This window comes from Microbulbifer agarilyticus S89, assembly GCF_000220505.1.
In the GTDB taxonomy this organism is placed as follows: domain Bacteria; phylum Pseudomonadota; class Gammaproteobacteria; order Pseudomonadales; family Cellvibrionaceae; genus Microbulbifer; species Microbulbifer agarilyticus_B.
The window spans coordinates 25450-37914 of record NZ_AFPJ01000028.1 but is presented as its reverse complement, the minus strand read 5'-3'; the positions used below and the strand labels follow the sequence as shown (position 1 = coordinate 37914).

At 58.9% G+C, this 12465-nt stretch carries 11 protein-coding genes; all 11 read right to left on the bottom strand.

Features of this window, described 5'->3' with window-relative positions; genetic code table 11:
- Positions 1–94: 94 nt before the first annotated feature.
- The 11 genes from AS89_RS0107825 to AS89_RS0107775 all read right to left on the bottom strand — a co-directional run bounded on the left by AS89_RS0107825 (position 95) and on the right by AS89_RS0107775 (position 12405).
- A complete protein-coding gene (locus AS89_RS0107825; RefSeq protein WP_010131950.1) occupies positions 95–1114 on the bottom strand; it encodes an AgmX/PglI C-terminal domain-containing protein in 1020 nt (339 codons plus the stop codon).
- A 12-nt stretch (positions 1115–1126) separates the two neighbouring features.
- Positions 1127–1648 carry an ExbD/TolR family protein gene (locus AS89_RS0107820; protein ID WP_010131949.1) on the bottom strand — a complete coding sequence of 174 codons (522 nt, stop codon included), beginning with the start codon at positions 1646–1648 and terminating at the stop codon, positions 1127–1129.
- Positions 1645–2184, bottom strand: coding sequence for an ExbD/TolR family protein (locus tag AS89_RS0107815; protein ID WP_010131948.1), 540 nt, complete (start codon positions 2182–2184; stop codon positions 1645–1647). Before AS89_RS0107815 ends, AS89_RS0107820 begins: the two co-directional genes overlap by 4 nt.
- Before the next feature lie 51 nt (positions 2185–2235).
- On the bottom strand, positions 2236–2922 hold the full coding sequence (locus AS89_RS0107810; RefSeq protein WP_010131947.1) for a MotA/TolQ/ExbB proton channel family protein: 687 nt from the start codon (positions 2920–2922) through the stop codon (positions 2236–2238).
- Between the two features lie 99 nt (positions 2923–3021).
- Entirely contained in the window at positions 3022–3321 is a 300-nt protein-coding gene (locus AS89_RS17165) for a hypothetical protein (protein ID WP_010131945.1), read from the bottom strand.
- Complete coding sequence (locus tag AS89_RS17160; RefSeq protein ID WP_010131944.1) at positions 3322–3978, bottom strand: tetratricopeptide repeat protein; 657 nt, start codon at positions 3976–3978, stop codon at positions 3322–3324.
- A complete protein-coding gene (locus AS89_RS0107795; RefSeq protein WP_010131943.1) occupies positions 3965–6868 on the bottom strand; it encodes a tetratricopeptide repeat protein in 2904 nt (967 codons plus the stop codon). Before AS89_RS0107795 ends, AS89_RS17160 begins: the two co-directional genes overlap by 14 nt.
- Positions 6865–9003, bottom strand: coding sequence for a tetratricopeptide repeat protein (locus AS89_RS0107790; RefSeq protein ID WP_138976381.1), 2139 nt, complete (start codon positions 9001–9003; stop codon positions 6865–6867). Before AS89_RS0107790 ends, AS89_RS0107795 begins: the two co-directional genes overlap by 4 nt.
- Positions 9004–9022: 19 nt before the next feature.
- The gene (locus AS89_RS0107785) at positions 9023–9586 is read right to left on the bottom strand and encodes a hypothetical protein (protein WP_010131940.1); all 564 of its coding nucleotides are present in this window, start codon (positions 9584–9586) and stop codon (positions 9023–9025) included.
- A gap of 191 nt (positions 9587–9777) precedes the next feature.
- Positions 9778–10785, bottom strand: a complete 1008-nt coding sequence (locus tag AS89_RS0107780) for an FAD:protein FMN transferase (RefSeq protein ID WP_010131939.1) — start codon at positions 10783–10785, stop codon at positions 9778–9780.
- Positions 10786–10833: 48 nt separating this feature from the next.
- Positions 10834–12405 carry a twin-arginine translocation pathway signal protein gene (locus AS89_RS0107775; protein WP_010131938.1) on the bottom strand — a complete coding sequence of 524 codons (1572 nt, stop codon included), beginning with the start codon at positions 12403–12405 and terminating at the stop codon, positions 10834–10836.
- Positions 12406–12465: the final 60 nt, after the last annotated feature.

Sequence of the window (12465 nt, the reverse complement as noted above, 5' to 3'; positions counted from 1 at the left end):
ACGGGATTCGATGAAAGATTTCGGTGAAGGGTTCCGATGAGCCCGGCTGATTACATTCAGACCCGGGCTCACCGGTACAGGTGACCGCTAGCGATCAGGACGGCAGGAAGTCGATGGAATAGTTGAGGGTGGATTTTTCCACATTGGCGGAGCCAAAGTTGATCAGGCGAATGCGCGCAAGCAACTTGCGCTCCAGGTCCGCGTTTTCCAGTTCACTGCTTACCAGCGTTACCGCAGAAATAACCCCGTTGGGCTCGATTACCAGTTTCACGGTAACCTTGCCCGCCAGTGTCGGATCGCGGCGCAGGGCGCGGTTGTAGATCGCGAAGATCGCGCCTTTGTTGGCTTCCATAACCTGGCGAATGGACTCTTCACCGCGCGAGCCGCGTTCACGGCGCGCCTGCTTACCGCTGGACTCGGCCGCCGCCGTCGCCTCCGCCACTTCCACCTGAGTGGTTTCGCGGCCAGACAGGGCGGAACCGCCGGTGTTGCGGCTGAGCTGCCCGGTATTGATACCACCACTGGCAGTCTTCGATTTATCGCTGATCATCGAGCGATCAATCTTCTGTGCATTGGCGGCGCCGCTCGCCAGGGAGTTGGCATTGGCTACCTGGGATACGTCGAGGCTATCGCGCATATCCATCAGGTCGTCCTGCAGCTGCATCAGGCCGCTATTTGCCGCCTTCTCCCGCGCCTTGGCAACCTCTGCTGCCGGGGCCTTTTCACTCAGTGGCTTTGGCTTGACGGTCTTGATTGGTTTCGGCTTGGGCTTTTCCACCGGTTTGGGTTTTTCTTTTTTAACTTCCTTGGGCTTCTCAACCTTTTTCTCTACCGGTTTCGGCTTGGGTTTTTCCACCGGCTTGGGCAGCTCTTTTTTCTCGAGAATGACCCGCGCCAACTGCGGTGGCAGTTGTTCTTTTTGCTCACGGGTCAGTTCCGGCGCCGGAATAAATGTGAATAAGGCACCGAGTACCACGAACGCGATAAAACCGGAGCGCAGGAACTTGCCAAACCGCTGGTCCTCCTCTTCCGTGGAGGCCCAGGGGAGTTTTGAGTTGTAGTAGTGCCACGGCATCAACGCCGCGCGGCCGCTTGCTTGGGAGGCTGTTGTCATGTGCATACCTCCTTACTGGCCAGCGGCGGGTGCCGCTGGGTCCTGCGGTGTCGTCTGGGTTACCGCCAGGTCGATATCCCGGTAGTCCGCTGCCGCACAGGTGTTCATGATCTGCTTGAGCAGCGCATAGGGAACTTCTTCGTCACCCATAATGGTCACCGGGCGCCCCAGGTCCTGTTTCTCTTCCGGCAGGGGTTCCGCGCGGCTGGCGAGGTACTGTAGCTCGTTCAGCAGCGGTTCGATCTGCTCCTGGTCCGCGGAGATGTCTGCAACCGTCGCAATCATACGGTTACCCACAAACAGCTGGTCGCCGTTCACGCGCACTACCGTGGTGGTTTCCGGTTTCTGGGTGGAGGTGGATTCCGGTAGTTTGATGGTCTTGTCCGTCTGCAGTACTTCCACATCGGAGGAGTTCACCAACAGGAAAAATACCAGGATGGTGAAGATATCCATCAGGGATACCAGATTCAGTTTCGTTTCTTTATGCCGGCGCTGTTTGCGCCCTTTCAGCTTGCCGCCGATCGTCGCTTTCATAATGCGTTGCCTGCCAGCTGCTTGTCCTGCGCTGCGTCACCCTGTTGGGGCGCGTCGCCGAGGGAAATCTGTGGAAACAGCTCCGCGTCTACTACGGAAGCCGCAACCACCGCGCGGAAAGAGCGCGCGGTGTCCATGGCACTTACCAGCGTGCGGTAAGAGGTCCCGGGTTCAGAGAGGATCACCACATCTTTCTTGTCGATATCCTTATCCCGCAGGGCGCGTTTGATTTCCTGCAACACATCAGACACCAGTTTCAAATCCGGCTCACCGTCCCGGTTGGGGATTCGCTTCACACGAATGCCCGCCGGATAATTGATGTCGATATATTCGGCGCGCAGCACCATTTCCAGCTGTTGGTTTTCTTTCTGCTCCGCCGCACTGGCATCACTCAGTCCCGGAAGGTTGAGGTTCAGTACGGAGATATGGGAAAACACCATATTCAGAAGTAATACCGGCACCAGAACGGTCATCAGGCTCATAAAAGAGGTGATGTCCAGATCCGGGTCGGTTTCCAGCCTGCGTCGGATAGCCATGGCTCTCTCTTGTTCTAGTTCTTAACGTTTACGGGTCTAGCGCTCGGGGGATTAAGCCGGGGCACCGGCTTTGGCCGCAGGGCGCGCCGCCGCTTCGGCTTTCTGACCGCGAGTCAGGGTAATCAGGTTAAGAAACTTCACGCCGGCCATTTCCAGGCTGTCGATGATCTCGTTGGTTTTGTTTTGCAGCATGGAGTAAGCCAGCAGCAGGGGAATGGCCGAAATCAGGCCGAAGGCGGTGGTGTTCATCGCAACCGAGATACTGGAAGACAGCATGGTGGCTTTTTCTGATGGGTCGGCATTGGCTACCGCGGTGAACGCGGCGATCAGGCCGATAATGGTACCCAGCAGGCCCAGAAGCGTGGCGATGTTGGCCAGGGTGGCCAGGTAGTTGGTGCGTTTCTCCAGGCGCGGCACCGCTTCGAGAATGCTCTCTTCGATGGCCATCGCAATGTTTTCATCTTTGCGCGCATGCTGGGCGGTGCTGATGCCGGCGGCAACGATCTGGCCTACCGGAGCCTTCTCACCCTGGGCGAACTTGAGCGCGGCGGCGAAATTACGCTGCTGCATCATTGGCAAAACCTGGCCGTAGGCGCGAAGGTTGGCGAGCTTGGCTCGGGACAGGAAAACCCAGCGCTCCACAACCAGCACAATACCGATGACCAGCACCAGTGCGATGGGATACATAAAGGCGCCGCCATTTTGGAAAAAGCGCAGCAGTGTGTTGAAAAACTCCATGGTAAATCTCCGGGACGTAAAGATTCTTGTTGTGATTAAGTTGAATGTATTTCTGAAAACGTTATTTGGGCGCTAGTCTCTTGGTACTAGTAGCCCCATTTATTCTTTGGCATCTGCGGCCTTGAGTAATTTAATTTCCCGGTGCAATTCCGAGTATTCCTGATGCTGGAAACTATGGGTGATTGCATTGGGCAATGTGCTCTCGATTTTCTCCAGACTGGTGGCCTGCTTCCAGGGAATGATGTACAGCACTTTGGGCTGTTCCTGGCTACCGACAATGGTGGACTCCAGTGAAATAACATCACCGTCATCTTCCTGCGCCAGTGCCGCGCCTGAAAGCAACGCAAAGGTACAGCTAATGGCAGCAGCTGCCATACGGACGCGTTTGATCGGTTTCATTTACAGTCTGCGCTCCAGATCCATAATCCAGCCTTTCAGCATCCGGTCTTCCTCTGTTTCCAGTGCCTGGGCTTCGCGGTAGTGATGCAAGGCCTGTTCCGGTTTGTGCAGGTAGAGGTCGAAGAGAATTCCCAGGTTGCGGTGGCCCATGGCAAAGTCGGGCCACTGGCTCAGCGCGCTCTGATACGCCTCGCGCGCTTCGTCAAAACGCCCCTGGTCACGCAGCAATACACCGAGGGAGTTCCAGGCAAACACGTTTCTGGCGTTGGCAGTAACCGCCTGTTGCAGGCTTTGCTCTGCCTGCTCCGGTTGTTCCAGCTTCAGCTGCACTTTCGCCAGGTTGAGCCAGGCTCCAGATAGTTCCGGCCACTGGCTTACCACTTGCTGGAGCTCGGTTTCCGCCGCTGTAAACTGTTGTTGTTCGAAGTAACCGCGCGCGTTCGCCAGTGCCTGTTGCGCACCAGAAGGCACGCCGGATGCTGCACTCAGGTAGGGGTTGGGTGAGGCCACCCGTTTCACCAATGCACCGTCGGCGCTGGGCGAGGTCACCGCGTCTGCGTCGGGCGTACCCGGGTTGCTGGCACAGCCACTGAGCAGTAGTGCGCCCAGTGCCAGTAGGGCGGCACCTGCGCGCAGGTCGCGATTAATAGGCGGCATCGCTCCACTCCACAGTTGATTCGGGTTTGCGGTAACGGGCGGGGAGCAGGTTTTCCAGTGAGGAGAAGCTGTTCTTGATCCACTCGTCGTAGACGCCATCGGCGGTGCGCTTGATGTTGGCCTCATGCAGTTCGATGGCTTTTTCCTCGAACGGATAGGCCTGTTCTTCCAGCAGGATTTCGTACTGCTCGAGTTCTAGCGGATTCAGGCCATTGGGGCGCTGCGAATCCATCAGGTCGCGGCTCAACTGGCGATAAATTTCTGCCAGGCGATAGTTGGCTGCGGTGGTAAATTCGGCAATGCCAAATTCCAGTACTTTCTTGTAGTCCGCAACGGTGGTTTCCATCGCCTGCTTTTTATTGCGCAGACTTTGTTTGAGCGGCAGGGTCAGCGCCAGCCGCTCGAAGCGCGCAAAGCTCTGGCTCGCCAGTTCATTTTGCGCAAACGCAGCGAGGTAGCGGCCGCGCGGCTCGGATACCTTGTTGCTCGCCAGGCTCTTCAACCACTGGTTACGCGCGGACTGGTCGCCGGCTTTGCCGTACAGGGTGACCAGCTGATGCTGCGCTTCCAGGTTTTGCAGCGCCGGCTCGCGCCAGTCGCGGGCATACTGGCGGTACGCATCAATGGCACGCGCGCGCTTGCCCGCAACCTCAAACTGCTCCGCCGCCAGGTACAGCGAATCGCGGCGCACATTCGGGTCACTATCGGTTTGTGCCAGCACCAGCAATTCCCTGGCCGCGGCTTCCGGCAGGTCCATGCTCTGGTACACCACGACGGCTTTGGCGGTCAGCGTCGGTGTCAGCTCATGCTGTGGATAAAATTTGCGGAAGTCCACCAGCTCGGTGTGTGCCCGCGGCCAACGCTCCAGGCGCATCAGCTGGTTGATCGCATCGTACTGCGCGGTTGCCGCGATTGCGGAACGGCCGCTCTCACGCACACGCAACAGCAGCTCAATCGCTTCTTCCGTGGGTGCCACGAATTCCATGCTGTCGGTGGTCAGCGGCACCTGGCTCAGAATCACTTCCGCCTGCTTGTAGATGGATGACTGCAAGCGGTCGCGGGTGCTGGTGTAATCCGGGTCGTCGCTGGCCATGCCGCCGAGCAACTGGGCATAGGCCAGTTCCGCTGCCGGGTAGTTTTCCGTTTCAAATTGGCTGTGGCCTAACAGGAGCAGAATACTGCGGCGCTGTTTGGGGTTGGGCGGTGGCTGCCAGCCAGCCGCCTTGATGGCCGCATCGATGGTTTCCTGGTGGCGATACTGGGCAAACAAGTTGTGGGCCGCATCCAGCTGGGCCGGCAATGCACGGGGATCCTGTGACCAGCTGTCGGCAAAACGCAGGCTGGTTTCGGTTTTCAGGTCGAGCCAGAGGTTGGCCTGCTCTTCATTGTTCTTGATCTGCTTTTCGGCATCATACACACGCCCGGCCATCAGGATCGCCGCATAACCGGCTTCGGTCGCTTGTGGCGGCGTGTTGCCAGTTTCTGCGGAAAAGCCCCAGGCCACCCGGCGATAGGCGCCAAATGCCTGCGCATATTGCCCGGCTTCATTCAGGCTTTCCGCCATCAGGAAGGTCAGCTCCGGGGTCTTGGGATCGTCCGGGAAGGTGTCGGTAAATTCGCGGTACAGCGTGGCGGCAACGATAAAGGCTTCGCGCGACTGTTGCTGGGCCCGGGCCGCGGCCTTGCCGCGATTCTTCGGATTCTGTGCCTCTTTGGCCAGGGCCTGGGCGCGGGCGTGGTCAAAACGTGCCAGCTCCTCGAGCCAGGGCTTCAGATGCACCTCCAGCAACCGTCGTTTTGGTTCCGCCGCCGTTTGCCAGTAACCGGCGCGGCTGCCGTAGCGCGCAACAAACTCGCGTTTCGCCGGGATCACTTCGCTGGGGAAGTTGCCCTGCTGCAAGATCTCTACCGCGCGTACATGCATTTGCGGCGCCTGGTCGGTTTGCGGGTAGCGCGACACGAAGGTCAGGAAGGTTTGTGCACCATCCCGGTAGCGCTCGGTTTCCGCATACCAGTCACCCAGTCCGCGGTACAGCAGGTGGTGGTATGAGCGCGGACCTGCGTCGGAGACAAACGACTCGATGACCTCGGCACCGCCCAGATAGTTGAAGCCCAGTGCCAGAACCCGCAGGGTGTCGTTGGCCAGGCGACGCTCACCTTTATCGAGCTGGCCGAGAAGTTTTTGCTCTTCGCTGTTCTCCGCCAGCAGGTCATCCATCAGCGTCAGGAACGTTTCGCTGGCGGCCTTGTAGCGCGCATCTTTGAACTGGCTCCAGCCGAGCATGTAGCGGGCGTTGCGCGCGAAGGGCGTATCGCCCTCGGACAGCACTTCGGCAAAATCGCGCTCCGCGGCCCGGTACTGCTTGCGCCCAAAGGCGGCTTCACCGCGACGGAACAGCGCCTCGGCAATAAAGGGCGACTCCGGGTTGCGCTGAACAATGGTTTCCAGTGCGTCGAGGGCGCCCGGTGCATTGCCATCGAGGGCGCGGGCACGGGCCAGGCGGTAGGCCAGGTAATCGTCGTCAGCAGAGGTTTTCAGCAGCGCTTCGTAATGGCGCACGGCCTCGGCATAGGCCACGGCCATTTCCGGGTTGTCTTCCTGCTGTTGTTCCAGGCGTTCCATTTCAAGGTCCGCCAGGCGCAGTTGGATCTGACGGCGGGTCTTGGGATCCTGTTGCGAAGACAGCGCTTTCTGGTAGCTGTTGATCAGCGCCGGAATTTCCAGCTTGGGCATGGCGACCAGAGGCTCCGGTGGCAGCGCAGCCGTTGGCAGGTCCGCCAGGGTCTTGCTGTTATCCACATAACCGGCACAGCCGCCCAGTGCTGCCGTTGCGCACACCGCGAGAGCGAGCAATTGTTTGCGGTGCGGGCGTGAAAACAAAACACTCACAGTGCCGGCTCCAGTTCTTGATTCGCTGAGGGCGCTTGTTCAGCTGAAGGCTCTCTATCCGCTGAGGGCTCTTGTTCAGCTGAAGGCTCTCTATTCGCTGAGGGCTCTTGACCCGCTGAGGGCTCTTCTCCGGCTGAAGGCTCTTGACCCGCTGAAGGCTCTATCTCCGTCGCCGCTTCGGCTGCGGGCGGGGTGGGCAGGTCGTACTGGCCTTGCATGGCGGCATCCTGAATGCGGGCGATGGCCAGGCGCGTGTGCGCAATATATTGCTCAACACGGTCGCGGGCGCCGCTCAGGGCGCTCTGCAGGTCTGAACGAATCTGGGTTTCGATGACCGCGCTGGCGCGGTCAATCGCATTGCGCTGCTGATTGATGCGCAGGCCGGCATCGTCGACGCTGCCGCTCAGTAGGTTGAGTTGTGGCGCTTCGGCAGCGATGCGCGCGACCTGGCGCTGATTGCGCGCGGCATCGACGAGGACGTTTTCCAGCTCGGTGATGGTTTTGCGTTTTTCCCACAGGTTCTGGTGGTACTGCTCCGACGCTTGCCACTGCAAAATGCCACGTGCGCGCGCCAGGGTCTGCTGCTGATAGTTACTGGTTTTGCCCGCGCGACTCAAGCGCATGTATCGCTGTTCGGCTTCGCGCAGCATTTGCAGGAACTCTGCCGTCTCGCCGGTTTGCGTGGCTAACAAGGCGAGGCTGTCTTTTTCCGATTCGATACGCTGCAGCGACGTCTGTAATTCATCCAGTTGCTGCTCGGCGATTTGTACCTGCTGGTCGTACTGGGCACTGTCGTGTGCCTGCACAATAGTGAGTCGGCGCTGCTCGCGTTCCTCGATTAGGTTGTGAAACTCGGGCAGGCGTTGCTGCCAGCGATCCAGCACCCGGCGCAGTTGTTGCAGATCGCGCAGTTCCGACAATTGCAGCTGCAGGCGATCACTTTGCATCATCTGCAGCAGGTAGTGCTGGTTCATGCGAATCAGTGCGGGGGTTTCTGCATCTTCCAGCCAGCCATAGCGCTGCAGGTCGATTTTTTCGTCGCCATCAATCTCCGCGAACTGCAATTGTGCGGCGGCGCTGTGCAGATTGTTCAGGTCGGTAAGGGCGCGCTGGTATTGCTGCTCGGCACTCTGGTAAGTGCGCAGCGCGAGCTTCGGGCGGTCCAGTGCCTCGTAGGTGTACGGCAGCGCAAGCAGTGCTTCCTGTACTTGCGGTAGCAACGGGTTCTGTCGGATCAGGTAGCCCAGCGCATCCACCGCCTGGGTGTGCATCTGGCCATTCACCGACGCCCAGCCGAGGCCGAGCAGCGCATCCGCTGACCAGGGTGTGTCGAGCCTCACCCGGCGGAATTCATCAGCTGCCGACGTGTAATCCCCTTGCAGCGTAAGGGCGTAACCCGCGCCGATGCGCGCTTTGTCCCGCAGGATATACAGCTCTTCGCGCAGTGCCTCGTCGAGATCTTTATCCAGCGTGACGGTGTCCACCAGGTCGGCTGCGCGTTGGTATTCCTCGGCCGCTGCCGGGAAGTATTCGCCGCGTGCAAACGCTGCGGCCAGGTTGTTGTGCCCGAGCACGCGCTCCGCCACCGGAAGGTCGGCCATACGCAACAGCTGCGCGGCCTGACCGAGATCGTTGTTGCGGATCGCCAGGTTGAGGGTCAGGGTGGTCTCGTGGATGGCTCCGGATTTTTCCAGCTGCTGGGCCGCGGTGTCCCAGTTCTGGTGCCGATAATTCAGCTCTGCAAGCTTCATCCAGGCGATCTGGCGAAAGCGCGTCAGGCGCTGATGATTTTCTTCATCGACGGCTTTCTGTAGCTGTTGCTCGAACAGTGTGGCTGCCTGGCGCTCGAGGCCAAATGCCAGGCTGATACCGCCGCGGATCAGGTCGGCGTTGTCCGCATGATGGGAGATTCCGCCGCGCAGGTCGGACACCATCAGGGTGCTCAGGGCATCAAAGGTGTTGCCCTGAAAGTAGTGGTACAGGGCGGCGCCGTAGCGCATGTCCTGTGCCTGTTGAAATTTTTGCTTGCCCGCCGCCGCGGCAGGCTCTGGTGCAGGCGCCTCCTGCGCAAAACAGGGGCTGGCCCCGGCAATAATGCCGGTCAGCGCGAGCGCCAGAGAAGCTTGTTTAAGCACAGCAGACCCCATGGGAAACTCAGGGTGCCGGCCATTCGACGACAGTGAACTCCGGCTGCTGCTTGCTGCCAGCATCGGAAATCCGCAGTTCGATCACTGCGGGTTCATCGGTCTTTTTCAGGTCCAGGCTGGCGGCGCGCTTGAATTCGCGCTGTTCGGGGCCGGTGCCATTAAAAAACGCCGTAATGGTATGTTCGCCGGACTTCAGGTTGCCCTTGAACAGGGGCTGGATGCCGCCGCGGAACAGGGCATCTTTCTGGTGCTCGGTATACAGGTGGGTTTCCACCAGCTTGTTGTTGATATGCAGCTTTACCGAGTCCAGGTCAAAAAAGTGGCCAACGTCCATGGAAACGTACACCGCCACCTGGCTTTGCGCGGGGAACAGCAGGTCTTCTTCCAGTACCAGCAGATCCCGGTTTAGCTTCAACACTTCTTTTTTCAGGGACTCCAGGTCCTCTGCGGGAAAGTCGCCTTCCTGGGCAAAGGCCTGCCCTGCGGTCATCAAAGTGAGTGCGGTAAGCAGCGCACCGAATTTGGTACGGATACCGGTGCTTGGGCTGGGAAGGTGACGCAGGGAGAACATGGTAAAACCTGAAAAATAGAGTGTTCGATTGTCGTTAATTATTCGCACAAACGGGGGCGCGATTATGTCAGGGTGTCACACCTTGTGTGTGACTTTATTCACATTTTTGTCGTGCTGGTGCACGTATTTCTTTTGCGTTAGCCCTTTGGGTCCAAGCGGATTCTCTCCGGGCACTTTTCATCGTGACCTGCTCAGGGGTTGCCAAGTCCACTCGAGAAAAACATCCGGCGGTTGGCATCGATCACGATGGCTTCAAATCCGTCCATGCGCTCGATCAGTGCGAGCCCTTTGCTTTTGCCCAGGACAAAAACACTGGTGGAGAGTGGATCGGTATCGAAACCCTGCGGGCCAATCACGCTAACGCTAATTAATTTTTGTACATCTTCGTTCTGAGCGTCACTGCTCTGGCCGCGGTGCTGGCTGGCACTTTCGGTGGGCTTTCCTGTGGCCGGGTTGAAGATGTGGTGCACCCGGTGATCGTCGTCATCGATAAAAAACCGCTCGTAATCCCCGGATGTGGACAGGGCGGTATTTTCCAGCGGTATTACCGCGGCATTTTTGCTTTTGTCTCTGGGGTGGCGAATGCCAACCAGCCAGGGTTTACCGCGTTTGTCGCCAATCAGGCGGGCGTCGCCACCGGCACTTACATTGGCATTGGTAACACCGTAATGTTTCAGAATATCGACAGCACGGTCCACCGCGTAGCCCTTGGCGATACCGCCAAGGTCAATCTTGGTACGGTGGTCAGCGAAGCGCAGTGTACCTGACGCGCGGTCAAGCTCGATATGCTGGTAGCCCACAGCATCGAGCAGGCTGTCGGTGGTTTGTTTGTCTGCCTGTTTTTTCTCGCGAAAGTTATACAGGCTGCCCACCGTCGCATAGGTGATATCGAAGGCCCCGCCCGTTTGCCGGCTATAGAACAGGGACTTATCCACAATTCGTGCCAGCTCATCGGATACCTTTACCGCTGCCTTGCCCGCGGTGCGATTCACTTGCGACAGCTCGCTATCTTCCTTGTACGGCGAAAGCGCACCATCGATACGGCGAAACTCGTCCATCACTGCGGAGGTAATCTGCGTCGCCTGCGCCTTGTCCTCGTGCCAGAACTGCAGATGTACCTCGGTACCCATAATGGCCTGCTTGTCGTAGTGCCACTCGGCATGTGCCGTGCCGGCGCCACACAGGCAACAGGCCAACATTAGAAGGCGAATCGGGTACATCTTGTTACGTCGCTAACTCATTATTAATTAGATGATCGGCTGGAACGCCGTCAGGCTGTCCATCAGGCTGGCATTGCCCAGGCCGTGATTGGGGAACAGGCTACCAAAGTTGCCCTGTTCGCCGTGCAGCGCCATGTAGTTCAGTACCACGGTCTGCACCAGCTGGTTGACGTTGTTCGCCGCCGGGCTACCGGCAGTTTCCACATCACCGGACGCGCGCATGTAACCCAGTTGCTGATGGCGTGCCTGCTCATCAGCACTGCCGCCCAGCAACTGCGGGCGCCCTGCAGGGTTGTACACCAGGAAGAAAGACGCAGCGGTTTGCTGGTTGTCGCCGGTCCACACACCTTTACCGCGGCCTTCCGCGGAGTCATCGATCATACCGTTACTAAATACGGAGCCATCACTGAATACATAAACCATCAGCGGCTGGTTAACCCGGCGTGCATATTCCAGGCAGGCACCGATACAGCGGCCAGCGCGCAGGTCGCGCAGCTCGCCGGTGGCGCGATCGCCGGTGTGGTAATCGTAACCGCCCATGGTGATGGTGCCAGCACCGGCATAGCCATTGATCACCAGCTTCATGGTGGACGCTGCTTTCTGGAACTCGCGATCGCTGAGGAATTCACTGGAGCTGAAAATACCGGCAGGGCCGACAATATCCGGGTCCAGCGCAGGATCCAGTGCAGACGGGTCGCCAAAGCGCGCGGCGAGATCGGCGCTCTTCATGTAGCCACACTTCACCAGGTCTTTAATCACGGCATCGTTGGTGACGCGGGTATTGACCTTGCCGAGCTTGGAGTTGGAGATGCGGTACATGGATTCCATCACCGCAACCGTGTCTTCCTGGCTGAGCAGGCCAACCAGGTCACCCACGTCTACCAGGCCGGTAACGTCCGACGGACGGTCGATTTTGGTGGGGCGAACTTCCGGGTTAATCAGGTCCATCGGCGCCATGGAGTTGCCACCGGATTCGCTGGTCTGGGAACCGATCAGGGCCAGCAGTGAACCGTTGGCGCCCGCGCGATTGATACCGTACATGGGGTTGTGCGGATTGTTGCCGGTATCGTTTTCCGAACGTGCCGGAATCACCGCTCCATTAATGGCACCCGCGGTACCGGGAGAGACTTTTTCCAGGATGCCCGCCAGCATCTGGCTGTCACTGTGAAATGCCAGGCCCAGGTCGGTGTTGTACAGCGGGTTGCCGGTACCGTCGGTCAGCGAGGGCACCATGTCGCCGGGCAGGCCCTGCTTGCTGTAACCCGCGGTGCTCAGGAAGTCGAACTGACCACCCTGCTTGCCGACGAGCACGTTGGAGCCCGCAATGTTGGCACCACCGGCCAGGTCAAAGCAGATAAAGGGAATCTTGCCTGCGCCGTTTTTACTGACGCCGCACAGGCCGCGAATGGCTTCCAAGTCTGACGACAGGCTGACTTCTGCCTGTGCCGGATTGGCGAACAGGCTGAATACGGAACCGCCCAGCACGGTCGCCATACCGGCACGGAAACCCTGGCCGAGGAAGTCCCGCCGACTTACCGGGCGGTGGTGGTCCGGATGGCGCAGTGGTTGGTCCAGTTCAAAATGTTTTTTCTTGCTCATGACGTTTCCGGGTTCCCGGGTCTTGCGTATTTTTAATTGCGTTTGGTTGTCGTTGCGCTC